Origin of the sequence: Stenotrophomonas sp. TWI809, assembly GCF_039673205.1 — a bacterium.
Lineage (GTDB): Bacteria > Pseudomonadota > Gammaproteobacteria > Xanthomonadales > Xanthomonadaceae > Stenotrophomonas.
In genome coordinates this window covers 20,463-47,258 of record NZ_JBDJLE010000012.1, presented here as the reverse complement: position 1 = coordinate 47,258, position 26,796 = coordinate 20,463, and the positions used below count along the sequence as shown (strand labels likewise).

Below are 26,796 nucleotides of genomic sequence, written 5' to 3'. Positions count from 1 at the left end.
TACTCATATGGATTTGGCCAGCCGGTACAGCAGGAAGCCGCCGATCAGCTCCAGTCCCAATGCCCACAGCAGCAGCTTGTGGCCGAGCGGCTCGTGCAGGATCGGCTGGAAAAAATCCGGGCTGGTGATCGCCATCAGTACGGCACTGATCGGTGGCAGCAGGCCGAGCACCCAGGCCGACATCCGGGTCTCGGAGGTGGTGGCCATCAGTTCCTGCTGGGCCTGATCCAGATCGCGCATGAAATCGGCCATGCGCTGCAGGATCTGATCGGCGCGGCCGCCGATGCGCACGCTGACGCCCAACACCACCGAGAGCACATTCAAGGCTTCCAGCCGATAGGGCTGGGCGGCCTGCGCCAGCGCGCGGTCCAGGTCCAGGCCGCTGCGGGTGTAGGACAGGGTGGCATCGAGCAGGCCCCGCAGCGGCATCGGCATCTGCGCGGCCGATGTCTGGAAGGCCATCTGCAGGCTGTTGCCCAGACCGGCCAGGCGCACCAGGTTGTCGAGGAAATCCGGCAACTGGCGCAGCAGCTTGGCCTGCAGACGGTTGATCCGCCGCGACACCCAGAACCAGGCCGCCAGAGCGCTCAGTACCAGGACAATCGGCGCAGCCCACACCGTGCCGAGGCGTGCACTGGCGATCCAGGCCAGCAGCGACGCGGCGGCGAGGATGAGCAGCGGTACCCGCCAACCGGTCGGCAGTGCAGCGCGCTGCATCAACGCGTCCCAAGGCAGCCCCGCCGGCGCCGTGCTCACCGGCATCGGCGCTTGGCTGTCACCCATGCCTGCCAGGCGCGGCGAGGTGTCCGGACGCGCCAGCCGCTGCTCGGCGTGCTGCAGCGACAACCTGCGTTGCTCGCGTGCGGCAGCGCCGCCCCACAGCTCCACGGCCAGGGCGATCAGCACCAGTGCCGCACTGCACAGGAGCAGGACGAAGGCCATGCTCAGAAGCCTCCGCCCAGTGCTTCGCGCAGCTGCCGGCGGAACGGTTCGAGCTTGTGCGAGTGCGGCTGGAAGCCGAGCCCGACCCAACGGTCGTACTCGTTGCCATCGGCGTCGATCTGCACTTCGTGACGGAACATCTCCTGGGTGGCGATCATGTTGTCGGTGACCCCGGTGATTTCCGTGATCGAGATGAGCACGCGGCGGCCGCTGCCCAGTCGCGAGATCTGCACGATGAAATCAATGGCGCTGGCGATCTGTCGGCGCAGACTGTCCTCGCTGCCCTGGAAGCCGGCAAACCCGGCCAGCATCTCGATCCGGTACAGGCAATCGCGCGGTGAGTTGGCGTGGATGGTGGCCATCGAGCCGTCATGGCCGGTGTTCATCGCCTGCAGCATTTCCAGCACTTCGGCGCCACGCACTTCGCCGACCACGATCCGGTCCGGGCGCATGCGCAGGCTGTTGCGGACCAGATCGCGGATGCTGATCGCGCCGTTGCCGTCCGCGCCGCCGATACGGCTTTCCAGGCGCACCACGTGTGGATGGTTGAGCGAGAGCTCGGCAGTGTCTTCAACGGTGATCACGCGTTCGTTGGCTGGAATGTAATTGGCCAGTGCATTGAGCAGCGAGGTCTTGCCCGAACTGGTGCCGCCGGACACCAGGATGTTGCAGCGCCCCAGGACCATCGCATGCAGCAGCGCCTGCATCGGGCGGTCGAACGTGCCCATGCGCAGCAGTTCATCGGGGGTGAACGGGTCCTTGCGGAACTTGCGGATCGAGACCATCGGCCCATCCACGGCCAACGGCGAGATGATGGCATTGAGGCGGCCGCCGTTGGGCAGGCGCGCATCCACCATCGGGTTGGACTCGTCCAGGCGGCGCCCGAGCGGGGCCAGGATCCGGCGCAGGATCCGCAGCAGGTGGCTGTCATCGCTGAAACGCTGCGGCGCCCGCTTGAGCATGCCGCCCTGGGAAACGTGGATGTCCTTGTAGCCGTTGATCAGGATGTCCTCGATCTCCGGGTCATGCAGCAGGTCATCCAGCGGGCCGAAGCCGGTCAGCTCCTTGACCAGCGCAGTGGCGACGATGTCCTTCTCGGCTTCGTTGATCGGGATCCTCCATTCGTGGACGAAGCCGGCGGTCTGCGCGTGCACGTAGCGCGACACGGTGTCCGGCGCCCACGCATCGATATCGATGCGCTCGTCCTCGATGCTGTTGAGAAGATGCTCATGTGCGGCGATCAGCACCTTCTGGTACTGCTCGGACTGCTCGAACGGCTGCACGCCGTGCTCGGCCTCTGTGCCGGCGTCGGCGCGGGCGGTGGCAGTCGGGAACGGGGTCACTTTGTCTTCCATGGGGAACCACTCAGGCGGAGGGCGAGGTGTTCCCGCCAGCCCCTGGCCGGCGCGGGGGCCGTCGGATCCAGGTGCGACAACAGCGGGGCAAGGGCACGCACATACGGGTCGCGTGGCGCATCCTGCAGCAGCAGGCGGCCATGGCTGGCACTGGAGCGCAGTGTGGGCCGATCCGGCAGCACTGCCAACAGGGGCAGCTCGAAGCGGGCGGCGATCTGCGCCGGGCTCAGTCCACTGGCATCGTCGTGGCGGTTGATGATCAGCTGCACGCGGGCATCGCGCGCGCCCACCTGGGTGAGATGACGGAGCATCTGGTCGAGCGAGACCAGGGTGCCGATCGACTGGTCGGCGATCAGCCAGATCTCATCGGCGCTGTTGAGCAGCGACACCGGCAACTGGCGCAGCGGGACACCGCCGAGATCGCACAGCACGGTGTGGAAGACACTGCGCAGGCGCTGCATCAGCATGCCCGGATCCGCAAGCGTGGCGCCTTCCATGCCGGGCGGCTGGCCGAGCAGGGTGACGCCGCTGGGATGATGGGCCAGCGCCGTGCGCACCAGCGTCGCATCGATACGCCCGGCATTACGCAGTGCGTCGTCGAAATGGAAGGTGGGGTCCACATTGAGGTACAGCGTCAGATCGCCGGTGGGCTGGCCCAGATCCAGCAGCAGGGTCTGCGCACCGGCGGGCACCGTCGCGGCCGGGGCACCCTGATGGGCCGTATCGGTCTGCTGGGCGAGCACCCCCAGGTGCGCCGCCAGGGTGCTGCTGCCCACGCCAGGCCGCACGCCCAGCAGCAGAACCATGGGTGCACGTGCCGGTGATGTGGCCGGAACGCTGCTGCGGCCCTGCGCGGCGAGTGAGGCAGCACGGCGCAGCACCGCCTCCATCTCCTGCGGCGCGCTGTCCAGATCGAGCAGATCTCGCAGCCCGGCGCGCAGCGCAGCCACGACGCCATCCATGTGGTCGGCATGGGTGGAGCCGATCGCCACCAGCGGCAGCTCCGGTGCCTGCGCCTGCAATTGCCGGGTCAAGGCGGCGGAAAATGCCGCCTGCTCATGCCGATAGTCCAGCAGCACCACACAGCCGGTGTCGCGCAGCGGCTCCAGCGCCGAGGCCGGTGCGGCGCTGTCCAGCCACTGCACCACGCCCAGCGACGGCAGCAACGCCGAGAGCAGGGTGGCGAGTTCGCGGTCCGGTGCAAACAGCACGAGCTTCATCGAAGCATCCCGTGGTTGGACCAGTTGCAGAGTGGCGGACATGAGGGGCGGGTTCCTGACATTGGGCTCAGCGCGAGAAGCCGGGCAGCTGGTCCGAGGAGGCCGGGCTGAGCAGCCAGGCGCCCCATACCGGCAGGTTCGGCGATGCCTCGCGCTGGCCCGGCAGCGGCACTTCGGTGCCCTGGGCCAGCGGCTGCACCAGGCGTGGCGTGACGATGATGACCAGCTCCTTCTCTTCCTTCTTGTAGTTGAGGGTGCGGAAGAACGAGCCGATGATCGGCAGATCGCCGAGCAGCGGCACCTTGTCCACGTTGGAGCTGACGTTGTTGCTGACCAGCCCGCCGATCACGAAGGTTTCGCCGTCGCCGAGCTCGACCGTGGTGTCCGCGCGGCGCGTGGTGATCGAGGGCACCTGCACGTCGTTGTAGGTGATGCCGGCGGCATAGTTGAGATCGCTGGCTTCCGGGGCGACCTTCAACGCGATGCGGTTCGGCCCGAGTACGGTCGGCGTCACGGTCAGGCCGATGCCGAAGGGCTTGAACGTCACCGTGGTGGTGCCCAGGCCCTGCGGCTCGAGGATCGGCAGCTCGCCACCGGCCAGGAAGCTCGCGCTCTGCCCGGACAAAGCGACCAGGGTCGGCTCGGCCAGCACCCGGGCCATGCCGTTGCTCTGCAGCAGGTCGATGTTCGCGTCCCAGCCGTGGGTGAGGGATTTGAACACCAGCCCGAACGCCGAGGAAAGCGGGTTGGTGATGATGACGTCGTCCGGGCCTGCCGATTCGCCTGCCGGCAACACGCCGGGCAGGGTCGCGCCCGGCCGGGTGATGCCGTAGTAGAAGCCGTTGTTGCGGTTGAAATTCTTGTTACCGAAGCTCATGCCGATCTGGCGCAGCACTGACTTGTTGAACTCGACGATCTTCACCTCGACCTGGACCACGCCGCCACTGGCGATGGTGGAGACATCGGCCAGCTGCCCGTCTTTGCCGACCGCCATGGCGGCTGCCTTGACGCTGTTCTGGTGGTCCAGCAGCGAGGGGCTCAGACCCTGCAGCAGGCCTTGACCGTCCTGCACGATCAGCTCGGTGCCACCGCCCTGCGCGCTCAGTGCGCCTTGGACGGCGCTGCGCACCTCCACCTGCAGCCGTTCCGGCTCGCGGTTGCCATTACGCCACAGCAGCAGGGTGGTGCTGCCGGGCGCCTTGCCAACCAGCAGCGCCTCGCGTCCACGCAGCATCACCACGTCGGCCACGCTGGGGTCGGCAATGGCCACCCGCTCCAGGTTGGCAGGCAGTGACCACGGGCGCTGCTCGCGGGTCTGCAGCACCAGCTCCGCCTCGGCGCTGGCCAGCAGCGGGCTGCTGATCAACACGCCGGCCAGCAGGCAGCGCGGCAGGGCGTGGGAGAGGCGGCGCGCGAGGGTGGGGCGTTCGGTCATGGGCTGTCTCGGCATGGGCTTAACGCGACCCGCTAGGGGAGGAAATGTCACCACGGATGATTTCGATGCCCCGGTCCGCGCGCGGTGCAGCGCGGCGCGGGACGCTGCTGGGAACGGGCAGTGCCGCGGTGGAACTGCGCCCGCGTCCGGCCAGTGCGTCGGTGTCGATGCCGGCGTAGGCATCATTTTCCGGGCGCTGCAGGGCAAGGCGTTCGTCGGCGGAAAGCTCGCGGCGCGGGCTGAGCACGCGGCCGGGGGTCGGGAACAAGGCCTGGTCCGGCAGCGCGATGTCAGCCGGGTTGCGCAGCGCCAGGAACAGCTTCCCCTGTTGGGCGCCGAGCAGCAGCCGGTTCGCCTCGGCGACCGGCACCGCCAGCACCGCGCTGCGTGCCGGTTGCGTGGTTCCATCATTGCGTGATGCGCCGGCCGAGGAGTCTGCGCCAGTGATGTCCTGTGCGCGGCTGTCGGCGGGTGCAGGCGCGCTGCCATCGGCGGGCATGCTGGCCACGCTCTGCAGATCATCCGCGCCATAGCTGAGCACGCGCAGCCGCGACAACAGCAGCCGCGTCTGCGCGTCACCGTCGTCGCGCAACCCGCCCGACGCGCGCAGGTTGAGGAACACATCGACAAAATCGCCCGGCTGGATGCGATTGCCTGCGGCCACCAGTTCGTCCACTGGCACCGCGAGTGCGCGCTCGCCGGGATTCAGGCGCAGCGAAAAGCCCTGTGCGATCTGCGCGGTCTGGATCTGGGTGCCTGCCGGGATGTCCTGGATCGGTACCGCGCCGACCAGGGCGTTGATCGAGGTGTAGGCGCCCTCCGGGCGTTGAGGATGGCCGGCGATGCGCAGGTCCTCGGCTGTGATCGGTCGCCCGGCCGGCAAGGCGCCGGCCGCCTCGACCACCGGCCAGGTGGCAGGTTGTGCAGGAGCAGTGGCGGTCGCCGGCGTGCCGGGCGGCGCCTCGCTGGCGCGGCGGCTCACCCCGAAGGCGACAATGGCCAGGATCACCGCCAGGCCGATCAACAGGATTGCGGCGATGCGGGTCAACTTGAGCATGCGGTTCTCCGGAAGGTCATCAGTTGCCGCCGAGGTCGAGTTGGGCGACAGCGGTGCTGCGCAGCGCCCGTGGCATTACCCAGCCGTACACGCGCCCGGTACCGGGCAGGAAGGGGTGGGCGCGGTAGTCGTAGCTCACCTCCACGCGGATGCATTGCGCGGCCGGCAGGTCGGCGCAGGGCGCGGGCGTGGAAACGGTGATCGGTGGCGCGCCAGCCGCGGCGCAATCGGGGGTCTGCTTGGCGTAAGTGAGCAGCCACTGCATGGAGCGTCGTGCCGCCAGGCAGGCGGCGGTGCGGCGTTCGGTCGGCGTGGCATGGCGGAACGCAGCACGTGCGCCTTCCGCCGACGCCGCCGACAGCGTCTGCTGCACGGCCATGATCATCACGCCTGAATAGGTGACCAGCAGCAGTGGCAACAGGCCGAACAACAGCATGAGCGCGAACTCAAGGGTCGCGATGCCGCGCTGCCGCGTCGGGCGGCGGAGGGGGCTGGCGGTGATGCTCATGCGGCACCGCCGGATGGCTGCTGCAGGACCCACCAGATACTGGCGAAGGCCAGGTACGCCGCATAGGGAATGCCGACCCGGCCCTGGCGCGCCTGCCGCCACTGCGCGATCACCGGCTGCAGGCGGCGCGAGGCCGCATTGTCCGTCTCGGGACGCGGACCGGAATGGGACAACGCAGGCGCGATGCGCCGCGCGACGATCACGCACGTCGCATGCGCACCGGCGAGCAGGCTGGCGATGATCCAGATTGGAAGCAATGGCGCCGCGCCGAGCAGCAGGCCGAGCACGGCGAAATACTTCACATCACCGGCACCCATCCAGCCGATGGCATAGAACGGCAGCAGCGACAGCAATCCCAGTACGAAGCCGAGCAGGTGCGTGCCCGGAAATCCGCGGCCAGCCATCCACCACTGCCACGCCAGCGCGACCAGCGCGACGCCGGTGGCCAACAGCAACCCGCGATTGGACACCCGTCGGGCGTACAGGTCATGGATGGCGACCTGTACGCCCAGCAGCAGTGCCACCAGGGGAAGGAGTTCCATATGCGTTATGTCCCCCGAATCGGTCGTACGACGCACTTGCGTGCCATGCCGTCGCCGCGGGGAGAGCCGGGCGACAGCGCAGGCAGTCAACGACAGTCGATCAGGCCGCGGCCGCGGTTGCGTCGTCGACCACTTCACCCAGCTTGGTGAACAGATTTTCGAAGAATCCGGTGATCTGGTCTTTACCCACCGCCACCAGGATGCCCGCGATCACGGCGGCCAGCAGGCCGTATTCGAGCGCGGTCACGCCATCTTCTTCAACGAGGAACTTGCGAACGGATGCATTCATGACGGTTTCTCCATTTCCCAATCAGAGCCCGAACGGGCGGATACAGCCCCTGGTACCGATGGTGTTGCCTGGCTCCGCCAGGACCGCCATCACGACCGCGCATCCTGCGCGGTGCGGCCCTTGCAGGCCTGCGCTATCGACCGGGCGGAGCCCGGGCGACGTCATTGGAGGCGGATCGCGCTGGACAGTGCGGTCATTGCTGCCGAAACGCGGCGTCGGCAATGAGGGCAGTGCGTACGAAGATTGCTGTCCATGGCGTTCCCCTTGTTTCTCGATCACCGCGTCGGTATCGCCGCGCGTCCTGAATTCGATGCTCGACGAATCACGTGGGATCCAATACACAAAATCGGCAGGCGTGGGGTCAACTTTAGAAACTTCGCGCCGCGTGTGCGTCGTGCATGAGCCCTGATGTAATGGCGGCAAAGTGAAGCCCGGGTAGAGATTATGTGATGACGATGTGATGTCAACTATTTGACGCCATGCGAGCGCGCTTTAACGTTGGGTTTCAACGGTTTCGGACACAGTTGTGACGATGATTGTGATTCTGTTTACCTGGCGTCCAGTTCGGGCATAATTGCCAAAAATGCGTATCGAAGGCTTCGCCGACAATCGCTGTCGCATCGGCTGAGGGGTTTAGCTGCAATCAGTGAATGATTTAGCTGCAATCAGTGAATGATTTAGCTGCGATCAGTGAATGATTTAGCTGCGGTCACGAACGAGTTACATGGGCGGGCTGGCGGGCATCGTCGCGGCGGGTTGGCCGCAACAGAATGCGCAGCAGGAAAACGCAGGAGTGCGCACCCGGTGGCCATGCGGCGCAGGCATCGGGTTTCCAGGCCAAAGGGGGCATCACTGTCATGGTAGATGGTGTGGTGGAAGACCAGATCGACAGCGGGCTGCGGGCATTCGACCTGACCTCGCTCAGCGGTGTCCTGCGCGTGTGCGATCTGGAGATGGTCCTGCTCGATGGCAACGGCCCGCGTGCCGCGATCGAATCGCAGGTGCATGACGAAGCGCTGTTCTGCACCGCGGTGAGCGGGTTTCATTTCCGTGGTCGTTTCATGCTGCCCCAGGACTGGTGCCTGCTTGGCTTGATCCACGCCACCAATGAGAACGTCAGCTGGTGCCATGGCATGCCGCTGGCCGCCGGGATGGCGTTGACCGTGCTGCCGGAGGGCATCAGCGAGTTCACGCTCAGCGCCGGCACCCACCTGACGTTGCTGCTCGCGCCGATGCAGCGCGTTCAGCGCAAGCTGACCGAGCTGAGCCTGCGCAGCACCTTGCCCTCAGGGCAGGCCCTCTCCCTCTTCCAGGCCGGCACAGGCAGCAACGCAGCGCGACTGGTGCAACGCTACGGTGATGTCCAGCAAGCGCTGCTCGGGCAGGGCGGGACGTTGCCGGCCGACGCCGTGGACGCCCTTCTGCATGACCACATCCAGGCGCTGCTCGGCGCGGGCAGCGATGACCACCCCACCTGCAGCCGTGGCCGGCGCACGCATTATCTGATCGCGCAGCGCGCCGAGAACTTCATGCGGCTCAATCTGCGTCGTTATATCTATATGAATGAAATCTGTGATGCCGCCGGTGTAAGCGAGCGCGCATTGCGGTATGCCTTCGAAGATCTGTTCGGTACCTCGCCGAACCGGTATCTGTCGATGTTGCGGTTGTGCGCGGCGTGCCGTGGGTTGTCGATGGCCGATTCCAGCCGAAAATCGGTGAAAGCCATCGCACTCAGCTGCGGGCTGTGGGACCTTTCGCGATTCGCCGACAACTATCGCCGCGTGTTCGGCGAGCTGCCGCGCGACACGCTGATGCGTGCGCCGGCCCAGATGGGCAGCCCGGCCTGAGGGTTTACGTGGGCAGCTGCGCGCCCGCCGTGCACATATTCGGCAACCTGCCGAAATTGCCCATAGGCCTGCCGGTTTTACCCCTCGTCTTGCCGGAACGCACGTTTGCGCTGCCGGAATGAAGTGCTCACGGTTTGACCCCTCGACTGTAATGACATCCACGTGCCGTCAGGCACCGGTGATGTTCAACGCATTCGTAAACGGGGGAATACCTGATGAACCGTATCTTTCGATTGGTGTGGAGCCACCGGCTGAACGCCCTGGTGGTCGTCTCCGAAATCGCCACCGCGCGCGGCAGCCTGGCGGCTGGTCCGGTGGTGGTGCATCTGAAGGTGCCGATGTCGGTGCTGTCGCTGGGCCTCTCGCTGGCCCTGTGCACGGGCAGTGCATGGGCGGGTGAGAACCAGACCCTCACCGACCTGCAGGCACTGACCGCCAAGTACACCGCACCGCTGCCGGTGAAGCTCGATGCCGACGTGGCGCTGGCAGCCGCGGCACGTGATCGTGGCACGGCCCCCCTGCTGAGCGTGGATGCCAAGGTCAATCTCAACCTCGGTACACCGACGGCCCACCGGGCGGCGCTGCAGGTGCATGCCGCTGCGCAGGCCAACGCGGACCTGCCCAGGCGCGTTGCCGCACCCGGGGGCCAGGTGGCAGCCTTGGCCGATCTGGGCATCGCGGCAGGTACCAGCAACGGTGCCGGGTTGAATGCCCATGCCGATACCAACGCGGTCGCCTCGATTGCGCCGACCGCAGCGACGGTGCACGTGCCGGTCAAGGCCGATGCGCGACTCACCGCGGCAGCGGATACGGCACGGGCAGTGAACGCCGAGGCGAAGGCGGCGGCGAACGTGGCCGTCGCGACGCCGTCGCCGCGGAAGGCCGCACTGGAGGCCAACGTCGATGCGGCAGTACAGGCACGGCTGGCGGCGGCCGAGGTGGAGGCCAAGGCGACGCTGATCGCCGAGGCCACGGTCACGCCCGATGCCCCGGACGCGGTCCAGGCATCGCTGGCGAGCAATGTCGCTGGCGGCGTGCGCGTGGATGCGCTCGGCCACGTGGTCGATGCGGCCGACCGCAATCCCAAGCTCGTCGATGCCGGCGTCAGCGCCGTGCAGACCAGCTCGATGGCGCTGGCGCCGAACGGATTGGGCAACGCGCTCGGTGGGTTGTTGAACGGTGTGGGCGGTGCGGTCGGCGGCCTGCTTGATGGCGTCGGCACGACGGTGGGTGCGATCACGACTCCCGTGCTCGGCGCGGTCGGCGCGGTCACCACGCCGATACTGGGTACCGTGTTCCCGGCACCGACGTCGCTGCCGCCGGGCAGCCCGAAGGGACCGGCCCCGGCCGATCCGAACGCCGGCCTTATCATCGGTACCGGTGGCCTGGTCGGCTCGCTCTCGCAGCTGGTCGGACCCACCGCGCAGGGTCTGCTGGGTGGCGACGGCTACGTGCGCAATGGCAACCTGGCAGTCAGCAGCGCCAACGTGATGCAGACCTACTCGGTCACCAACGTGCTGGGCCTGCCGGTGGTCAACCTGAGCCCGGTCGGCACGCTGCTCGATGGACTGGGAAACGCCAGCACCGGTGGCAGCTCGCACCTGACCCTGATCGGCGGCGTCACTTCCGACAGCTACATCTACAACATCAACAACGGCGATCCCAACGGCCTGCTCGGCCTGGTGTTGCCGGACGGGTCGCCGGCATGGTCGAACAAGTGCCTCAACCTGCTGGTGGCCAGCGTGGACTGCTGGGCGGTCAATGCCGCGCAGGATTACCAGGTGCTGGTCGGCGATGGGGCGTTTGCCAACGGCTCCAAGGAAGTGGTGATCGGCGCCAACGCACGTCATGAGCTGCCGCGGCAGGACGCCAGCATCGCGTTCCCCGGCGCCGGGCTCAACGATCCGACCGACCCCACCGGCGTCCCGACCGCCGACTACGCCGCGCGCATGGGCCATTCCGTGGTCGTCGGCGATAGTGCGACGGGCACCGCCAACGGCCAGACCATCCTCGGTGCGGAAGCCACCTCCAACCAGGCCAACAGCGTGGCGCTGGGGTACCGATCGGCCGCCAACCGCGGCGCGCAGGCCGGCTACAGTGCTTACGGGTTGAACGGGCAGCAGGTGTCGGCCGGTGAAGTCTCGGTCGGCTTCGCCGGTGGTGAGCGCCAGATCAGCAACGTGGCTGCCGGCAGCGCCGCCACCGACGCGGTCAACGTGGCCCAGCTGCAGGGCGCGATCTCGCAGATCGATGCGGTCGGCACGCTCGCGGTGACCTATGACGACGATGGCGCGGGCGGCGCCGACTTCCGCCGGGTCACCCTCGGCGGCGGCACCGGCACCACCACGATCGCCAACCTCGCCAACGGCGCGGTCAACGCAACCAGCACCGAGGCCATCAACGGCGCCCAGCTGTTCGACACCAACAGTGCGATTGTCGACTACTTCGGCGGCGTCACTGCCTACGATCCGGTCACCGGCGCGTGGACCGCACCGAGCTTCCAGATCTCCACGATCTCCACCGGCGGGGCAGTCGCGCAGGGGGTGTACGACAACGCCAGCGATGCCTTCTCCGCGGTGGATGGTTCGCTGGTCAACCTCAACACGCAGATCACCGATATCCGCAACGGTGTTGGCAGCCGCTATCTGAAGATCAACTCGACCGGGGCAGAAGCCGCCGCCGCGGGCCTGGACAGCATCGCGGTCGGCACGGGTGCCTCGGCCACGGCCGCCAACAGCGTCGCGGTGGGTGCCGGTGCACTGGCCGACCGCGAGAACACGGTGTCCGTCGGTGCGGTCGGTGCAGAACGCCAGGTGGCGAACGTGGCCGCGGGCACCGAGGCCACCGATGCAGTCAACCTGGGCCAGCTGGAGGCGTCCGAACAGGGCGCGCTGCGCTACGACCTCAATCCCGATGGCAGCGTGAACTACGCCAGTGCCACACTGGGCAACGGTGGCGGTGCTACCACGCTCAGCAACCTGGCCGCTGGCAGTGTCACCGCCAGCAGCAGCGAAGCGATCAACGGGGCCCAGCTGTTCGCTGCCAACCAGGCCGTGGCCACCCACCTCGGTGGCGGCGCTGCGCTGGATGCCAACGGCATGGTCACCGCGCCGAGCTACACCATCAACAACGTCGCCAGCGATGGCCAGGTCACCGCCGGCAGCTATGACAACGTCGGCAGTGCCTTCGATGCGGTCAGCACCTCGCTGGCCAACGTCGCCGACCAGACCGACACCGTGGACCGCCTGGCGGTGAAGTACGACGCCGATGCCAGCGGCAATGCCACCAACACCATCACCCTGGCCGGTGATGCCAGTGGCGCGGCGGTCGCACTGACCAACCTGGCCGAGGGTCGCGTGCAGGCCGGCAGCCTGGATGCGGTCAATGGCAACCAGCTGTTCCAGACCAACAATGCGCTGGTGGGGTACTTCGGCGGCACCACCAACTTCGACGGCAACACCGGGATCTGGACGGCGCCGACCTTCCGCATCTCCTCCATCGCCACCGACGGCAGTGTCATCGCCAACGATTACAGCGACGTCACCGTGGCCTTCTCGGCGGTAGATGCCTCGCTGACCAACCTCAATACCCGCATCGACCAGATCCAGCCGGGTGGCAACAGCCAGTACGTGCAGGTGAACTCGACCAAGGGCGCGGCCACTGCGGGCGGTGCCGACAGCATCGCGATCGGGCCGCTGGCCAGCGCCGCCGGAAGCGGCAGTGCGGCCATCGGTGACGGCGCCAGCGCCAGTGCGGACAACAGCGTTGCGCTCGGCGCCGGCTCGGTTGCCAGCGTGGGGGCACAGACGGGGTACACCGGTGCCTACGGCCAGACCGGGGCGAGCAGTTCGGTGGGCGAAGTGGCCGTCGGCAGTACCGGGGCCGAGCGCAAGGTCACCCATGTGGCCGATGGTTCCGAGCGCTACGACGCGGTCAATGTGGGCCAGCTGCAGAACGGCGTGAACTACGCGATCAACGAGTCCAAGGCCTACACGGATACGCAGATCAACAACATCAACAACGGTACCTCCGGCATGTTCCAGGTCAACAACACGCAGAACCTGGCTGCGCCCTCGGCCTCCGGCGACAACGCCGTGGCCGGTGGTGCCGGCGCCGCCGCCGCGGGCAACAACGCCACGGCGCTGGGCAACGGAGCCAGCGCACAGGGCAGCAACAGCGTCGCGCTGGGCGCCGGTTCGGTGGCCGATCGGGCCAACACGGTCTCGGTAGGCAGCAGTGGTGCGGAGCGGCAGATCGCCAACGTGGCTGATGGCAGCGACGCCACCGACGCGGTCAACGTCCGCCAGCTGCAGGCCTCCCAGCAGGGCACGATCCGTTACGACACCAACGTCAACGGCACCACCAACCTCAACAGCGTGACCCTGGGCAGCACGGCTACCGGGCCGACCACGGTGCGCAACGTCGCCCCGGGTACCGCCGGGACCGATGCCGTCAACGTGGACCAGCTGCGCAGCGGCATGGCCCAGACCCTGGACTGGTCCAAGGCCTACACCGACGAGCGCATGGACTCGTTCGACCGCAACCTGCAGAAGACCGACAACCGTGCCTCGGCCGGTGTCGCCTCGGCGATGGCGGTGGCCGCCCTGCCGCAGCCCTATGAGGCCGGCCGCAGCATGGCCTCGCTCGCCGCCGGCAGCTTCAACGGTGAATCCGGCGTGGCGGTGGGCATCTCGGGGGTCTCCGAAGGCGGGCGCTGGATCTACAAGTTCAGCGGTTCGACCAACAGCCGCGGCGATGGTGGTGTCGCGGTAGGTGCCGGCATCCAGTGGTGACTGCCTCCGGTGCCGGCGCGCTGCCGGCACCGGACCTGCGGTCCGCATTCAACGCATACAGGGGGAACACCATGTCCATGCAGCCCACATCCACCACCCAGGTGCCGCTGTTGCGGTCACTGGGCCTGAGCCTGGCGGCCCTGCTGCTGGGCGCCTGCGCCAGCCACGGCGAACAACGCACCACGCCGTCCACTGCGACCGCCGACACCGCCGACACCGATGCGGCGAACTTCCCGGATCCCCGCAAAGCCACGTTGAAGGAGGGCCTGTTCGTGGATGTCGACACTCTGCGCCTGTTCGCCCGTGGCATGAGCAAGCGCCAACTGTACGCCCTGCTGGGCACCCCGCATTTCGGCGAGGGCATGTGGGGCGTGCGCGAATGGAACTACCTGTTCAACTTCCGCAGCAGCCCGGGCGGGGACTATTTCACCTGCCAGTTCAAGGTCGACTTCGATGGAAAGGGGATCGCCCAGACGGCGCACTGGAAGCCGCAGGCCTGTGCGGCCGTGCTTGATCCGCCGCGCCCCCCGACGCCCCCCGCACCCGCGCCGATGCCGAGCGAGCCGCTGCGGCTGGCAGCCGACGCGATGTTTGCCTTCGACAGCGCCATGCTCACCCCCGAGGGGCGCCGGAACGTGGACGCCCTGCTGCAGCAGGTCCGGGATGCAAGCCGGGTGCAGACCATCCAGGTGATCGGCTATACGGACCGGATCGGCAGCGACCGCTACAACCTGGTGCTGTCGCAGCGGCGCGCTGAAGCCGTGCGCGATGCGCTGGTGGCCGGCGGAGTGCCGACGGCGGCCATCATCGCCGAAGGGCGCGGCAAGGCCGATCCGCTGGTGCAGTGCGAGCAGGCGCAGCGCAAGGCCCTGATCGTCTGTCTGGCACCGAACCGGCGCGTCGAACTGTCGGGCAAGGCACTGCCGCGCTGAAGCCGCACGGGGCCGCCTGCTCACCTCTCTGCCCATACCCCGCCGGCGCACCCGTGCGCCGGCGAGGGACCGTCTTGACCTGGCGCGTCGTCCGCACAGCGTGATGTCTCCCCCGTCATCGTTCTGAAGACGGCGCGCCAGGTCATCTCTTCCTCCCACCCGGGGCGGCCGCTGGCGATCTGCGGCCGCCTTTTCCGGTTACGGCATCAGGACCTTATCGATCACATGGATCACGCCGTTGCTTTGCTTCACATCGGCAATGGTCACCTGCGCGACCTGGCCCTTGCTGTCCGTCAGGGTGATGCCCTTGCCGGCGACACGGGCGGTCAGCGCTTCACCTTCCACCGTCGTCAGGCTCGCCTTGCCACCGCCCTGCTTGATCTTGGCCATCAGATCGGTGCTGGTGACCGCGCCGGGGACGACGTGGTAGGTCAGGATCCTGGTCAGGTCGGCCTTCTTTTCCGGCTTCAGCAGTCCCTCCACGGTGCCCTTGGGCAGCGCGGAGAAGGCCGCATTGGTCGGCGCGAACACGGTGAACGGGCCGGGGCCCTTCAGCGTATCGACCAGGCCGGCGGCCTTGACCGCGGCAACCAGCGTGGTGTGGTCCTTGGAACTGACGGCGTTGTCGATGATGTCCTTGTTGGCATACATCGCCGCACCGCCGACCATCGGATTGCTGTGCGCCGCCATCGGCGCGGCCGGGGCCTGCGCGAAGACGAGCGGGGACGCGGTGGCGGCAAGACAACCGATCAGTACGAGGCCTGCGAACTGGATCTTCATGACCAAAACTCCCAAATGGATGCGCCGGTATGACGCACCCTTAGTTACGGCGGGAGTGGCGGGGTGGATGCACGCGGAGCACACTATTTTTCAACTGTCAGGCGCAGGTGAGGATGGTGTCTGCACGGTGCGATGGCGGCTGACGGGCTCGTCGGCCAACAGGACGTGCTCGCCACTGCGGATCTGATGACGGTAGTTCACGCCATCGGAAACAATCTGGACCTGTGCCATGCGCTGCGCCTTGGGGGAGATCGGCGCAGGATGGCACGGGTCGCGGGTCACGCACGGCCGCGCGCTAGAGGACCCCGGGAATCGGGATGGCCAGCGCTGCTTTCTCCGCCTCGCAGTTGCTGGGCTGCACACTGTTGCTGCGCAGCGACTGGATCTCCGCCCGCGCCAGCGCCATGTCGCGGTTGAAATCAGCATTGGCATGCAGGGCCGCCACCGCGCCGGCAGCGACCGCACGCCCTTCGAGCACGTCGCTCTGCCAGTGCGCGTTGCAGATCAGGCGGTTTTCACCGAACGCGCGGCCACGTGCGAGCAGGGCGTCGGCGCGGTCCGGGCTCAGCTCGGTCAGCAGCAGGGCCCAGCTCCAGCTGATGGCGGTATGCCCGGACGGATAGGAGCCGTCGTTCCGCAGGGAGGCCTCATCGGCGGGCGCACAGGTGCCTTCCTTGTAGAACACGAAGGGGCGTGTGCGCTTGTAATGGTCCTTGGCGGCGTAGGTGGCCAGCCCGGCATCGACCAGCGTGCGCTGCAGCAGCAGGTACAGCGCCGGCGATGTCTGCTGGCTGATCGGCACCCCGAGCGCGCAGGAGAACGTGTTGGCCACCTGCGGGAAGTGCAGGTCCGAATCCGTGGTCGCCAGCGCGTACCGGGGCGTGCCTCGCAGCTGCTGCGCCGCCCGATGGACGGCCTGATCGTTGGCGAATGCCGCCGAGCCCTTGGCCGGGGGCGCCGGCAACAGGGCCAGACTGTCCGGCAGTGCGCGCCCGAGGTAGCCGGCCGGAATGCCGGGGCGCAGCTCCGGCACCGGGGCGGGGGCAGGCACGGCGGCGGGTGCAGCGGTCGGCGGTGCCGCGGTCGACCGGGGCGGAGACGACGTGCACGCCGTCAATGCGCAGGTCAGCGCGAGCAGGGCCGCGCCATGGCGGCAGCGGGAGGGCAGGGCATTCCAGTGCATGGGGCGCTCCACGGGCAAGTGTCGGTTCACTGTGTCCGGCCGATGCGGCACGTACAACCGCCTTTCTACGCGTCCGGCCTCAGTATCTTTACGGGTGCGCGACCACGCGCACCGGCGGCAGCCCGGTCGCCGCATCACCCAACGGAAAGCGCACTTCGACACGGGTGCCGCCCAGCGGGCTGGAACCGATCTGCAGGCTGCCACCCAGCAGCCGTGCGCGCTCTTCCATGCTGATCATGCCCAGCCCCGGCGCCGCCGGCGTGCTGCCCGCTACCGGCATGCCGATGCCATCGTCGTCGACCCGCAGCAGCAGTTGCTCGCCGCGCACCGTCACCAGCACATGGGCGGTACTGGCATGCGCGTGTTTGTCCACGTTGTTCACCGCTTCCTGCACGATCCGGAACAGACTCAGCTCGCGGTCGTCACCGAGCCGGGGCGGGTTTTCGATCCGGCATCGCACGCGCAGCGCGCCACGTGCATTGCGCTTGATGCAGAACGCATCGAGGGCACTGGCCAGGCCGGTGAAACGCAGGATGCTCGGATGCAGTTCGTGGGAGATCGACCGGATGTCATTGGACACCGTCAACAGCTGGTCCTGGAGCTCGACCACGCTGTGGCGTTCGGCGTCGGGAATCTGGTTGCGCAGCGTACTCAGGCAGATCGAGATCGCCGCCAGCGACTGGTTGACGTCGTCATGCAGGTCGCGCGCGATGCGTGTGCGCTCTTCTTCCTGCACCACCAGCATCCGCCCGGTCACCTCCCCCAGCCGACGATAGGCCTGCTGCAGCTTCAGGTGATTGGACAGCTTCTGTTCGGACAGCGCGCCAAGGAACAGCAGGGCGCAGCTGGTGCCCAAGGTCCACACCTGGGCGGTGATCAGGTTGCGCTCGGGTGTCCAGAAGGCAAACGGTCCTATACCGGCCATGCTCAACTGCATCGCCAGCACCGCCACGACCAGCATGCACACCGCCGCGCCGCTGACCCCGAACACGATCAACGCCCAGATCAGCAGCGGAATGGGGGCCAGCACCAGCAGCGGGGTCATGACCCCTTCGGGCCAGTCCATGCCCCAGATCACGCCGAGCACGCCCAACAGCAGCACGGCGACGGCGACGGTACGCCAACGCCAGCCGGCCCGACGTTCCGGTGTCTGCAGCACCCGCGCGATGTTGACCACCGCCGGCACGATCAGCAGGTAGCTCACGCTGCTGCAGAGCAGCCGTGTGAGCAGCACGCCCGGTGCGGCCAGCCCGCGGGGCGCATCGGGAACGACGAGCATCTGCCACCACGCCACGCATACGGGAAGCGCGATGCCCCCGAGCACGACGAACAACGCGATATCGCGATATCCCTCCAGCGGCGAACCCGTGCCGCGCCAGCGCAGCAGCAGCCAGGCCGCGGCGGCCACGAGGACGAGTTCACCGGCACTGGCCACCAGCCCACTCAGTCCGACGAATGGCACCAGCACGGACGCCAGCACGGTACCGGTCGCGGCCGCCAGCAGGCAGGTGCGCCACTGCGGGCGCGGGGTGAACAGCAACCAGCCCATCAAGAGCGGTCCTGGAATCCACAGCACGTGCAGGCGAAACCCGGGCATCTGCGCCAGCGTTGGCAACAACTGGCCGAGCAGGCAGCCGACCAGCAGCGGCAGGACGTGCGTGAATGCGATGCGAAGCGCGGGTGATGGGTGTGTGGAGGTGGTGGGGCTGACCGAATCGTCCGATGCTGCTGCACGGGTGCTGTCGACATGAGCGATGTGCGTAACAGACGCGTTGACGCGCACGTGGACCTCGGTGGGTGCGTGAGGAAGCTTCGGATCGAGGCCCGTCCCCGAGGCGCGCAACGCCTCCCCCGGACAGGTCTTAATGTGATGCGTTTCACGCTTGCGGGGCAGCGTGTCACCGCTTGTAGCGATGTCGTTTCCGCCCCACAATCGCGCCGATGTAAACAGCTTGTGCTCCGTCGCGCTATCCGATTTCCGACCTGTTCGAGGAACTGGCATGGACGAACCGATGGCCCCGTACAGCCGCTTCGTCGTCGATGGCTTCGACGCCGATGCGTTGCTGGGGGTAGTGCGCGACACCCGCTTCGAACAGCGTCTGCTCGCCGCCGGACACTTTCGCGCGTGCCTGCAGCGGCTGGTCTTTCCGGAGTTCAGCCTGGACAGTGGCGCCTATACGCTGCCGATTTTCGCCAGCGGCAGTTTCGGCGAAGGATTGATCGCACTGGCAATGGCCGTGTCCTGCCAGCAGCCGATGTGGGCCAACGGACGCTGGGTGCCCGCGGGCCAGGTGATGGTGTTCGCCGAGGACAGCGAGCTTAATGTGCGTCCGCAGCCCGGGGGCTGGCAGTGGGCCGTGCTGCTGATTCCACGCGAGGTCCTGCAGCGCGAGGCCGTGGCGCGGGTAGGCCGCGAATTGCGCCTGCCACGCCGTGGCTGGTGCAGCCGACCGGCCACCCCTGCGCACGCGCAGGCACTGCGTTACGGCGTCTTTTCCGCACTGGACACGGCCGCCCGTTGGCAGGGCCTGATCACGCCGGAGCAGCTGGCGGCGCAGTCGGCGGTGCTGCTGGGCGTGTTCGTGGATGCCGTCAGTGCCGCCGATGCCGGGCCGCAACGACGTGCCGATGGCAGCTGGATCGAACGCCACCGCGCTGCCGTGGTGCAGCGGGCCGAGGGCTATCTGAAAGCCCATCTGGACCGGCCCTTCGACAGTGCCGCCTTGTCGCTCGCGCTGGGCGTGGGCGAACGCCAACTCGAACGTCTGTTTCGTGATGCCTACGGACATGGGCCCTGCCATTGGCACCAGCTGGCCCGCTTGAACCGCGCGCGCAGCGCATTGCTGCAGGGGGACACGCACGACAGCGTGACCGACATCGCCCTGCGGCTGGGCTTCGGGCATCTCGGACGCTTCTCGGTGACGTACCGGAATGTCTTCGGGGAATGTCCACGAGACACGCTGAGACGCTGAATGCCGGCCTGAACACGCTGCGGGTCGAGCGCCGTGATGGCGTGCATCGCATCACGATCCCATCACGGCGCGGATCGCATGTTCGGCTGGCTGCAGATGCACCGGGACGACAGAACGGGATGCCATCACGCCCGGCGTAGTGGGCGATGGCGGTCGCACCTGCAGGTCAATCAGGGGAAGATTGAAACCAATGGAGACAATGCAATGGGCGTTTCGTGCGCGCAGTCGATGTCCGTACCGTTCCGCAAGGTGGTCGTCGCCGATGACCACATGCTGGTGGCGCAGGGTATCGAGAGATTGCTGATGGACTGTTTCGAATCGATCGTACTGGTGTCCTCCGGCGAGGAACTGCTGGACTCGCTACGCCGCGAATCGCCGGACGTGGTGGTCTCTGACATCAGCATGCCCGGTATCAGCGGCATCGACGTGATGCGTCAGGCCCGCAGCGAGGGCTGCCTGACGCCCTTCGTGTTCCTCACCATGCACGACGAATCGAGCATGGCGGCCGAGGCCATCCGGGCCGGTGCGCGGGGCTACATCCTCAAAAGCGCGGCCGGCGATGAACTGGTCCGCGCGATCAATGGGGTGATGGACGGCCAGACCTATGTGACCCCGACACTGGCGGCCAACGCGATCGTGGCATCGGGTCGCTGCCAGTATGTACTGACCGACAAGCAGCTGCGCATCCTGGAATACGTGGCGCGCGGCCTGCGCTCCAAGCAGATCGCTTACGAGCTTGGGGTATCGGTGCGGACGATCGAATCGCACAAGTACGCGATCATGCAGGAGCTGGGCGTGCATGGCACGCTGGAGCTGGTGCGCAAGGCCGAGTTGGAAGGTCTGATCCGTCACTAGGCCGCCCGCCTGCGGATGGGCAAGTAGATTTACTTGCCCGCCACCGGTTGTTTTTCCCTTGTTACCGTACTGTGTCTGGCCACACCATCGTGGCAGGCATCGAGCGGGCGAGTGCGATGAATGCTGTCCGTGTGTTGCTGGCCGAAGATGGATGCGCGATGGGGCGGCAGCTGCGTGGCTTGCTGTCCCAGCAGTTCCAGGTGATTGGCCTGGTCCAGGATGGCGCCTCGCTGGTGCAGGCGGCGCAGAGCATGTTGCCGGATGTGGTGGTCACCGATATCGCGATGCCGGAAATGAACGGATTGGAAGCCGCACGTCGGCTGCGCCTGCAACGCCCCGTGCTGGGCGTGGTGTTCATCACGGTGCATGCCGAGCCCCAGATGGTGTCGCAGGCGATGGCCCTGGGTGCGTGCAGTTATGTGCTCAAATCCGACGCAGGCGATGACCTGCTGCCGGCGGTGGCGGCCGCCCTGAAGGGTGAATCGTTCGTGTCGCGCTCGCTGCGCGGCCTGCGCAAGGGCTGATCCCGCTAATGGCGAGGGCCGTCAGACCAGGATGCCGAGCAGCTTGCGGGCCAGCTCATCCACCGACATTGCCAGCAGCACCAGCGGCAGCAGAGGCACGACGGCGTGCAGGGCGATCCAGAGCAGATTCCAGCGGTTCAACGGCAGCACCGACATGCTGGCCAGGCCCTTGTAGACGCCGCTGAAATCAGCGAACGCGGATGCATCACCATGGTCCAGCAGGGAGTCCGTGTCGGCCTCCTGTCGTGACCCTGATCGCCAGCGCTGGTCGAACAGCGCCGCGGCGCGATTGCCCAGCGCATCGAAGCGGTACAGCGCATGGCGCTTGGCCCGCATCATGCTCGGCATCATGACCAGCAGCGGCGCCACCAGCAGGAGCGTGGCACCGATGACATAGCCGGCCAGCAGGTGGCGCAGGTCATAAAGACTCTCGCCCAGATAGTGAACATGATTGACACACGCACCGGCGACCAGGATGCCGCCGGCCAGGGCGAGCACCGCGAAGCGTTCCTGCGCCATGCCCAGGAAGGCCAGGCCGCCAGCGCCATCCGGGTGCTCTGCGTGCAGTGCCAGCCCTACACGCGGCAGCCGCCAGAGCAGGCCGGTCCACAGCACGAAGCGCCATAGCCAGAGCAACGCCACCAGCCGGAACAGCGGCACGGCGACCCATTCGTACCAGCGTCCGGCGGCCGTCAATGCACCGTGCTCCAGGCGCCAGTCGGCGACGCCCGGCAGCAGGCTCACGCTGTCCGTGCCGAACAACAGCGGCAGCCATGCGATCACCACACAGAGCGCTTCAGGCAGCCAGCCATCGCGCCAGCGGCGCACCTTCGCCAGCAGCGCGGTCAATCTGCCCTGTCGCTGCGGTGGCACCAGGCCGGCGCGGGTCAGTTGGCGAAACGCATTGCGCAGCAAGGTGTCCGAGCGCGGTGCGGCAATCACCAGCAGAGGCATCGCCAGCAGTACGCGGGCGAGGGTGGCGTAGTCCCCCAGCAACGGCATGCCCGGGGGGAGCGTCCACAGGGTGCCCGCGCGCGCGGTCAGCACCACCAACGGCGCCAGCGAGATCACCACCAATGCCGCGGCCATCCACAGCGAGAGGCGGGCGGTGCCGCGCAGCATGCCGGCGGCCTGCAGCAGCCGATGCACCAGTCCGCCGCGCATCAGGGAGTAGTGGTGCTGGTCCAAGTGCATGGGGGGCCCGTGGCGAAGAAAGAGAAGGCGCGGCTGCAGCGGGCAGCGGACGCGATATCGCTGAGCATAGCGCTGCCTTTCCACGCGTTGGACGCAGTAAAAATACTGGAGAGGTTGCAGTAACAACTCGATTGTGTGGCTACCGGGCGGCGCCCAAGCTGGAGGCCTGACGCAAGGATCCCGCCCATGCTCCTGGTGATCGATATTCTGACGCGCTTCTGGACCGACATGATCGATCGCGCGGATGGCCCCATGACCTTCCGCTTCTTCCTGCAGCCGACGATGGCGCTGATCGCGGCGTTGATCGATGGCATCAAGGATGCCAAGGCGGGCAAGGCGCCCTATGCCTGGCTGATGGCGCACAGCTCTGCTGGTGACCGGCTGGTCGCCTGGCGCGAAGGGGTCACCGCAACCGCCCGCATTCTTCTGCTGGGGGTCGGCATGGATGTGATCTACCAGTTCCGCATGTTCGGCGCGTTCAAGTATCCGGTAGAAGCCTTCGTCATCGCGGTCGTGCTCGGCTTCCTGCCGTATCTGATCCTGCGCGGACCGACTACCCGCATCGCCAGCTACTTCCTGCACCGCAAATGACCCCCTCACGAGACGACCAGCCGATGAGTGCCCAGGACCCCCGCGAGCAGCTGACCGAGCGTGCGCTCACCATCGAGCAGGCCAAAACGCTGCTGGGGGGTGCCGATGCCACCTCGATGGAGCTCTCCTCGCGGCGCACCGGGATGTCATTCCAGCGCACGCGCATGAGCGCGGACCGCACGCTGATGTCGATCATCCGCACGGCGCTGTCGCTGATCGGCTTCGGTTTCACCATCTATCAGTTCTTCGGCCACATGCTGGAGGTGCCCGGCGTCGGCCTGCGTCCGCATGCGCCACGCAACTTCGGCATCGCGCTGGTCGGCCTCGGCATGGTGCTGCTGACCCTCGGCATCCTCTATCACATCCGCTACATGCAGGGCCTGCGTGCCGAGCGCGAGGAGATGATCCGCGAAGGCCTGATCCACGGGGAGAGTCACTACCCGATCTCGCTGACCCTGATCACCGCCGGCCTGCTGTGGCTGCTTGGCCTGCTGGCGATCGTCAGCATGACCTTCAACGTGGCGCCGTTCGCATGAGTGTCGTGGCCGATAGCATGATCGAGCTGGCTGGCGGAGTCTTCAGCATGGGCTCCAACGATCACTATCCTGAAGAGCGTCCGGCGCACAAGGCGCGGGTAGGGCGGTTCCGGATCGATCGCTACCCGGTGACCAACCGGGAGTTCGCCCGCTTCATCCAGGCCACTGGCCACGTCACCGCAGCCGAGCAGTCAGCCGATCCGCGCGACTATCCCGGCGCGGACCCGGCGCTGCTGCAGCCGGCCTCGGTGGTGTTCGTGCAGCCTCCGCACCCGGTGGACATGGGCAACACACACAACTGGTGGCACTACATTCCCGGGGCAGACTGGCGGCATCCGCGGGGTCCGCTGTCCAGCCTGCAAGGCCTGGAGGATCACCCGGTGGTCCACGTCACCTTCGCCGATGCGCTGGCCTATGCCCGGTGGATGGAGAAGGACCTGCCGACCGAGGCCGAGTGGGAATTCGCAGCGCGTGGCGGCCAGGAGAGGGGTGAGTTCGCCTGGGGCGACACCCTCATTCCCGGCGGCCGCCACCAGGCCAATACCTGGCAGGGCGAATTTCCCTGGCAGAGCCTGGATGAGGACGGCCACCGCTGGACGTCACCGGTCGGCAGCTATCCGCCCAACGGATACGGGCTGTACGACATGATCGGCAACGTCTGGGAATGGACCCGCGACTGGTATCAGCAGCATGACCAGCTGCAGGGCAAGCCGTGCTGCGCGATCGACAATCCGCGTGGCGGGCTGCGTGAGCGCAGCCACGACCCGCGCGATCGAAGCGCGGTTCCGCGCCGGGTGATGAAGGGCGGCTCACACCTGTGTGCGCCGAACTACTGCAGGCGCTACCGGCCTGCGGCGCGCATGGCGCAGCCCATCGATACCTCCACCTGCCACCTCGGCTTCCGTTGCGTGGAGCGCGGATGAACCCGAACGCCCCGCAATGCGATGCCTACCGGAGCCCCGACGATGCTTCCTCTCAAGGCGTGGCTGATCGCCATCACCGAACCGGTGGTGGTGATCATCGATGCGATGGCCCTGGTGCTGATCGCGATGGCCACCGTGGTGGTGTTCGTGAGGGCCGTGCGGCTGGCGCTGCGCGGCCACCTGACCAACGTCGAGCGCCGCGACCTGTGGTTGGGCTACGGGCGTTGGCTGGTGGCCGGGCTGACCATGCAGCTCTCGGCGGACATCATCGAATCGTCGATCTACACCAGCTGGGACGCGATCGGTCAGTTGGCCGCGATCGCGGTGATCCGCACGTTCCTGAACTATTTCCTGGAGCGCGACATCGCCGATGTCCGCGAACGTCAGCGTGCCACGCGGCCGGCGCCGGAGCCGGAGCCGCTGTGAGGTGCGTATCCATGAACCTGCACCCGTGCCGGAGGGCCACCGCATGACCATGTCCTTTCTCCGCCTGCCGCGTCGCTGGCCACTGGCCCTCGCGCTGGGCTCGCTGGCTGCACTGTCCGCCGCGCCGGCATGGGCGACCGAGGGCGCGCTCGGGCGCTCGATCACCGGCATGCAGATCACCTCGTACGCCGGTGTGATTCCGCCGGAGCCGGGCATGCAGTGGTCGCTGAGCTACATCCGCTACAACGGCAAGATCAGCGGCGACCGCCCCGCGCCCATCGCCGGGCAGATCTCGCTGGGCCTGGAGGCCGACGTGAACCTGACCGCTGCCACCGGGGTGTACGTATGGCCGACCCAGGCCGGGCGTTGGAATTTCGCCTCGATGCTGACCGTGCCGTACATCGATGCCGAGGTCACCGCCAACCTGGCAGGCCCACTGGGCAACCGTTTCCAGACCAAGGACCATGCCTCCAATCTGTTCGACGTGTACTTCGCCCCGGTGATCGCCGGGTTCCACATCAGCGAGGTGCAGCACCTTTCCTTCGGCGTATACGTATATGCGCCCACCGCCAAGTACGACCCGAACCGGCTGGCCAATCCAGGCATGAACATCTGGACGTTCTCGCCCAGCGTGGGCTACACGCACCTGTTCCAGAAGGGCACGCTGGAATTCAGTGTGCTGGGCGCCACCGACTGGTACACCCGCAACGACGATACCGACTACAAGAACGGCGTGGTCGCACGGGCTGATGCGCTGCTGGTCAAGCGCACCGCCAGTGGCTGGGGGTTCGGGGCGGCTGGTGGCTGGATCCAGCAGTTGCAGGACGACAAGGGCGACACCGCCGACCGCCTGGGGGGCTTCAAAGGCCGCTCGTTTGGTATCGGCCCGGTGCTGACCTACGGCAAGAAATGGTCCGGCGGCGAGCATGTGGATGTGTCGTTCCGCTATGTCGGCGAATTCAGCGTCAAGAACCGCTTCGAAGGCGACCCGTGGAGTCTGTCGATCAGCGGCGGCTTCTGATCCCGGTCGCCTGACGGCGGCCACTGTTTACCGTGCCATGGAGTAACGGTCATGTCCTCTGCCATTCCCCCGGTTGCGTGGTCGGCCTGCCTGATGCTGGCGGCGCTGGCGCCCGTCGCGCACGGCGCCACCCGTGTTGCCACTCCCGTCTCCCCCCCGGCTGCACCGGCCGACGCGCCCGAGCGCGATCCCGAGGCGTTGGCCGCTCTGGACCGCATGGGCGCTGCGCTGCGTGCGCTCAAGCAGTTCTCGCTGACCTCCGATGCCAGCACCGAGATCGTGCTGGAGGACGGCCAGAAGGTGGAGCTGGATGGTGTGGTGACCTACAAGGTGCGCGCCCCGAACCAGCTGTTCCTGGAGCTGCGAAGCGATCGCCAGCTGCGCCAGCTGTTCTACGACGGCAAGGCGTTGTCGCTGTATTCGCCGCGCCTGAAGTACTACGCCCAGGTGGACGGACTGAACAGTACGCTGGGCGAACTGGTGGACGATGCCGCCGCCCGCTATGGCATCGACATGCCGCTGGCCGACATGTTCCTGTGGGGCACCGACAAGGCGCCCAAAACCGCCATCCGTGGCGCGCTGCACATCGGCGGTGGCACGGTGGACGGCGAGGCGATCGAGCAGTACGCGTTCAAGCAGGATGGCGTGGACTGGCAGCTGTGGGTCAGCAAGGCCACCGCATTGCCGAAGAAGCTGGTGATCACCTCACTGGATGATCCGGCGCTGCCGCAGTATCGCGCCCACCTGCGCTGGGACACGCGCAGCGCCGTGCCCGCGACCGCCTTCCAGTTCACGCCGCCGGCCGATGCGGCCCGCATCAAGCTGGTGCCGGTCGCGGTGGTCGTCACCGATGCTGGGCAGGAGAACTGAC

The 26,796-nt window shown here is 67.2% G+C and carries 25 protein-coding genes; 12 read left to right on the top strand and 13 right to left on the bottom strand.

The window, feature by feature from the left end:
• Positions 1 to 3: 3 nt before the first annotated feature.
• The 8 genes from ABE472_RS10915 to ABE472_RS10880 all read right to left on the bottom strand — a co-directional run bounded on the left by ABE472_RS10915 (position 4) and on the right by ABE472_RS10880 (position 7,348).
• Positions 4 to 942 carry a type II secretion system F family protein gene (locus tag ABE472_RS10915; RefSeq protein WP_313211415.1) on the bottom strand — a complete coding sequence of 313 codons (939 nt, stop codon included), beginning with the start codon at positions 940 to 942 and terminating at the stop codon, positions 4 to 6.
• Between the two features lie 2 nt (positions 943 to 944).
• The gene (locus tag ABE472_RS10910; RefSeq protein ID WP_313211414.1) at positions 945 to 2,297 is read right to left on the bottom strand and encodes a CpaF family protein; all 1,353 of its coding nucleotides are present in this window, start codon (positions 2,295 to 2,297) and stop codon (positions 945 to 947) included.
• On the bottom strand, positions 2,282 to 3,517 hold the full coding sequence (locus ABE472_RS10905; RefSeq protein WP_346462513.1) for a fimbrial protein: 1,236 nt from the start codon (positions 3,515 to 3,517) through the stop codon (positions 2,282 to 2,284). Before ABE472_RS10905 ends, ABE472_RS10910 begins: the two co-directional genes overlap by 16 nt.
• Positions 3,518 to 3,584: 67 nt before the next feature.
• The gene (locus ABE472_RS10900; protein WP_313211412.1) at positions 3,585 to 4,952 is read right to left on the bottom strand and encodes a type II and III secretion system protein family protein; all 1,368 of its coding nucleotides are present in this window, start codon (positions 4,950 to 4,952) and stop codon (positions 3,585 to 3,587) included.
• A gap of 19 nt (positions 4,953 to 4,971) precedes the next feature.
• Entirely contained in the window at positions 4,972 to 6,009 is a 1,038-nt protein-coding gene (gene cpaB / locus ABE472_RS10895; RefSeq protein ID WP_346466184.1) for a Flp pilus assembly protein CpaB, read from the bottom strand.
• Positions 6,010 to 6,028: 19 nt separating this feature from the next.
• Positions 6,029 to 6,517, bottom strand: coding sequence for a pilus assembly protein (locus ABE472_RS10890; RefSeq protein WP_313211410.1), 489 nt, complete (start codon positions 6,515 to 6,517; stop codon positions 6,029 to 6,031).
• Entirely contained in the window at positions 6,514 to 7,059 is a 546-nt protein-coding gene (locus ABE472_RS10885) for an A24 family peptidase (RefSeq protein ID WP_313218557.1), read from the bottom strand. The genes ABE472_RS10890 and ABE472_RS10885 overlap by 4 nt, the downstream gene beginning before the upstream one ends.
• A gap of 100 nt (positions 7,060 to 7,159) precedes the next feature.
• Complete coding sequence (locus ABE472_RS10880; RefSeq protein WP_019184693.1) at positions 7,160 to 7,348, bottom strand: Flp family type IVb pilin; 189 nt, start codon at positions 7,346 to 7,348, stop codon at positions 7,160 to 7,162.
• Between the two features lie 857 nt (positions 7,349 to 8,205).
• Here ABE472_RS10880 and ABE472_RS10875 point away from each other — a divergent pair.
• From ABE472_RS10875 to ABE472_RS10865, 3 genes are all read left to right on the top strand, one after another.
• Positions 8,206 to 9,195, top strand: coding sequence for a helix-turn-helix domain-containing protein (locus ABE472_RS10875; RefSeq protein ID WP_313211408.1), 990 nt, complete (start codon positions 8,206 to 8,208; stop codon positions 9,193 to 9,195).
• A gap of 215 nt (positions 9,196 to 9,410) precedes the next feature.
• On the top strand, positions 9,411 to 13,988 hold the full coding sequence (locus ABE472_RS10870) for a YadA-like family protein (protein WP_346462509.1): 4,578 nt from the start codon (positions 9,411 to 9,413) through the stop codon (positions 13,986 to 13,988).
• Between the two features lie 77 nt (positions 13,989 to 14,065).
• Complete coding sequence (locus tag ABE472_RS10865) at positions 14,066 to 14,920, top strand: OmpA family protein (protein WP_346462507.1); 855 nt, start codon at positions 14,066 to 14,068, stop codon at positions 14,918 to 14,920.
• Positions 14,921 to 15,118: 198 nt separating this feature from the next.
• On the opposite strand, the gene ABE472_RS10860 is transcribed toward ABE472_RS10865, so the two are convergent.
• The 4 genes from ABE472_RS10860 to ABE472_RS10845 form a co-directional block, all read right to left on the bottom strand.
• Positions 15,119 to 15,700, bottom strand: coding sequence for a fasciclin domain-containing protein (locus ABE472_RS10860; protein ID WP_346462505.1), 582 nt, complete (start codon positions 15,698 to 15,700; stop codon positions 15,119 to 15,121).
• Positions 15,701 to 15,790: 90 nt separating this feature from the next.
• On the bottom strand, positions 15,791 to 15,931 hold the full coding sequence (locus ABE472_RS10855) for a hypothetical protein (protein WP_313211406.1): 141 nt from the start codon (positions 15,929 to 15,931) through the stop codon (positions 15,791 to 15,793).
• A 64-nt stretch (positions 15,932 to 15,995) separates the two neighbouring features.
• Positions 15,996 to 16,883 (bottom strand): phosphatase PAP2 family protein, encoded by an 888-nt coding sequence (locus tag ABE472_RS10850; RefSeq protein ID WP_346466183.1) that lies wholly within the window; start codon positions 16,881 to 16,883, stop codon positions 15,996 to 15,998.
• An 88-nt stretch (positions 16,884 to 16,971) separates the two neighbouring features.
• Complete coding sequence (locus ABE472_RS10845; protein ID WP_346466182.1) at positions 16,972 to 18,666, bottom strand: sensor histidine kinase; 1,695 nt, start codon at positions 18,664 to 18,666, stop codon at positions 16,972 to 16,974.
• Positions 18,667 to 18,883: 217 nt separating this feature from the next.
• Here ABE472_RS10845 and ABE472_RS10840 point away from each other — a divergent pair, with 217 nt between their 5' ends.
• The 3 genes from ABE472_RS10840 to ABE472_RS10830 all read left to right on the top strand — a co-directional run bounded on the left by ABE472_RS10840 (position 18,884) and on the right by ABE472_RS10830 (position 21,234).
• Complete coding sequence (locus ABE472_RS10840; RefSeq protein WP_346466181.1) at positions 18,884 to 19,855, top strand: helix-turn-helix domain-containing protein; 972 nt, start codon at positions 18,884 to 18,886, stop codon at positions 19,853 to 19,855.
• Positions 19,856 to 20,059: 204 nt separating this feature from the next.
• On the top strand, positions 20,060 to 20,710 hold the full coding sequence (locus ABE472_RS10835; RefSeq protein ID WP_346466180.1) for a response regulator transcription factor: 651 nt from the start codon (positions 20,060 to 20,062) through the stop codon (positions 20,708 to 20,710).
• A gap of 116 nt (positions 20,711 to 20,826) precedes the next feature.
• Positions 20,827 to 21,234 carry a response regulator transcription factor gene (locus ABE472_RS10830; protein WP_070470723.1) on the top strand — a complete coding sequence of 136 codons (408 nt, stop codon included), beginning with the start codon at positions 20,827 to 20,829 and terminating at the stop codon, positions 21,232 to 21,234.
• 21 nt (positions 21,235 to 21,255) lie between these two features.
• On the opposite strand, the gene ABE472_RS10825 is transcribed toward ABE472_RS10830, so the two are convergent.
• On the bottom strand, positions 21,256 to 22,428 hold the full coding sequence (locus ABE472_RS10825) for a hypothetical protein (RefSeq protein WP_146027620.1): 1,173 nt from the start codon (positions 22,426 to 22,428) through the stop codon (positions 21,256 to 21,258).
• A 186-nt stretch (positions 22,429 to 22,614) separates the two neighbouring features.
• On the opposite strand from ABE472_RS10825, the gene ABE472_RS10820 reads away from it, so the two are divergent.
• Genes ABE472_RS10820 through ABE472_RS10795 form a run of 6 tightly spaced genes read left to right on the top strand, consistent with a single transcriptional unit; the run spans position 22,615 to position 26,795 of the window.
• Entirely contained in the window at positions 22,615 to 23,019 is a 405-nt protein-coding gene (locus ABE472_RS10820) for a hypothetical protein (protein ID WP_346466179.1), read from the top strand.
• Positions 23,016 to 23,555: a DUF202 domain-containing protein gene (locus ABE472_RS10815; protein ID WP_254427870.1), complete on the top strand. Its 540-nt coding sequence runs from the start codon at positions 23,016 to 23,018 to the stop codon at positions 23,553 to 23,555. Before ABE472_RS10820 ends, ABE472_RS10815 begins: the two co-directional genes overlap by 4 nt.
• Positions 23,552 to 24,478, top strand: coding sequence for a formylglycine-generating enzyme family protein (locus ABE472_RS10810; RefSeq protein ID WP_346466178.1), 927 nt, complete (start codon positions 23,552 to 23,554; stop codon positions 24,476 to 24,478). The genes ABE472_RS10815 and ABE472_RS10810 overlap by 4 nt, the downstream gene beginning before the upstream one ends.
• A 42-nt stretch (positions 24,479 to 24,520) precedes the next feature.
• Positions 24,521 to 24,904 (top strand): DUF1622 domain-containing protein, encoded by a 384-nt coding sequence (locus tag ABE472_RS10805; RefSeq protein ID WP_121036991.1) that lies wholly within the window; start codon positions 24,521 to 24,523, stop codon positions 24,902 to 24,904.
• A 43-nt stretch (positions 24,905 to 24,947) separates the two neighbouring features.
• Positions 24,948 to 25,925 carry a transporter gene (locus ABE472_RS10800; RefSeq protein WP_346466177.1) on the top strand — a complete coding sequence of 326 codons (978 nt, stop codon included), beginning with the start codon at positions 24,948 to 24,950 and terminating at the stop codon, positions 25,923 to 25,925.
• A gap of 51 nt (positions 25,926 to 25,976) precedes the next feature.
• Positions 25,977 to 26,795, top strand: coding sequence for a DUF2092 domain-containing protein (locus ABE472_RS10795; protein WP_346466176.1), 819 nt, complete (start codon positions 25,977 to 25,979; stop codon positions 26,793 to 26,795).
• The last annotated feature ends 1 nt before the right edge of the window (position 26,796 follow it).

Bases quoted from the DNA above. Each gene is read 5' to 3' on its own strand.
- ABE472_RS10910 (WP_313211414.1), bottom strand. From the start codon at position 2,297: ATGGAAGACAAAGTGACCCCGTTCCCGACTGCCACCGCCCGCGCCGAC.
- ABE472_RS10865 (WP_346462507.1), top strand. From the start codon at position 14,066: ATGCAGCCCACATCCACCACCCAGGTGCCGCTGTTGCGGTCACTGGGC.
- ABE472_RS10835 (WP_346466180.1), top strand. From the start codon at position 20,060: ATGGGCGTTTCGTGCGCGCAGTCGATGTCCGTACCGTTCCGCAAGGTG.
- ABE472_RS10810 (WP_346466178.1), top strand. From the start codon at position 23,552: ATGAGTGTCGTGGCCGATAGCATGATCGAGCTGGCTGGCGGAGTCTTC.
- ABE472_RS10880 (WP_019184693.1), bottom strand. From the start codon at position 7,348: ATGAATGCATCCGTTCGCAAGTTCCTCGTTGAAGAAGATGGCGTGACC.
- ABE472_RS10890 (WP_313211410.1), bottom strand. From the start codon at position 6,517: ATGAGCATCACCGCCAGCCCCCTCCGCCGCCCGACGCGGCAGCGCGGC.
- ABE472_RS10915 (WP_313211415.1), bottom strand. From the start codon at position 942: ATGGCCTTCGTCCTGCTCCTGTGCAGTGCGGCACTGGTGCTGATCGCC.
- ABE472_RS10855 (WP_313211406.1), bottom strand. From the start codon at position 15,931: ATGGCACAGGTCCAGATTGTTTCCGATGGCGTGAACTACCGTCATCAG.
- ABE472_RS10885 (WP_313218557.1), bottom strand. From the start codon at position 7,059: ATGGAACTCCTTCCCCTGGTGGCACTGCTGCTGGGCGTACAGGTCGCC.
- ABE472_RS10860 (WP_346462505.1), bottom strand. From the start codon at position 15,700: ATGAAGATCCAGTTCGCAGGCCTCGTACTGATCGGTTGTCTTGCCGCC.
- ABE472_RS10830 (WP_070470723.1), top strand. From the start codon at position 20,827: ATGAATGCTGTCCGTGTGTTGCTGGCCGAAGATGGATGCGCGATGGGG.
- ABE472_RS10800 (WP_346466177.1), top strand. From the start codon at position 24,948: ATGACCATGTCCTTTCTCCGCCTGCCGCGTCGCTGGCCACTGGCCCTC.
- ABE472_RS10900 (WP_313211412.1), bottom strand. From the start codon at position 4,952: ATGACCGAACGCCCCACCCTCGCGCGCCGCCTCTCCCACGCCCTGCCG.
- ABE472_RS10870 (WP_346462509.1), top strand. From the start codon at position 9,411: ATGAACCGTATCTTTCGATTGGTGTGGAGCCACCGGCTGAACGCCCTG.
- ABE472_RS10815 (WP_254427870.1), top strand. From the start codon at position 23,016: ATGACCCCCTCACGAGACGACCAGCCGATGAGTGCCCAGGACCCCCGC.
- ABE472_RS10875 (WP_313211408.1), top strand. From the start codon at position 8,206: ATGGTAGATGGTGTGGTGGAAGACCAGATCGACAGCGGGCTGCGGGCA.
- ABE472_RS10840 (WP_346466181.1), top strand. From the start codon at position 18,884: ATGGACGAACCGATGGCCCCGTACAGCCGCTTCGTCGTCGATGGCTTC.
- ABE472_RS10825 (WP_146027620.1), bottom strand. From the start codon at position 22,428: ATGCACTTGGACCAGCACCACTACTCCCTGATGCGCGGCGGACTGGTG.
- ABE472_RS10805 (WP_121036991.1), top strand. From the start codon at position 24,521: ATGCTTCCTCTCAAGGCGTGGCTGATCGCCATCACCGAACCGGTGGTG.
- ABE472_RS10795 (WP_346466176.1), top strand. From the start codon at position 25,977: ATGTCCTCTGCCATTCCCCCGGTTGCGTGGTCGGCCTGCCTGATGCTG.
- ABE472_RS10905 (WP_346462513.1), bottom strand. From the start codon at position 3,517: ATGAAGCTCGTGCTGTTTGCACCGGACCGCGAACTCGCCACCCTGCTC.
- ABE472_RS10820 (WP_346466179.1), top strand. From the start codon at position 22,615: ATGCTCCTGGTGATCGATATTCTGACGCGCTTCTGGACCGACATGATC.
- cpaB (WP_346466184.1), bottom strand. From the start codon at position 6,009: ATGCTCAAGTTGACCCGCATCGCCGCAATCCTGTTGATCGGCCTGGCG.
- ABE472_RS10850 (WP_346466183.1), bottom strand. From the start codon at position 16,883: ATGCACTGGAATGCCCTGCCCTCCCGCTGCCGCCATGGCGCGGCCCTG.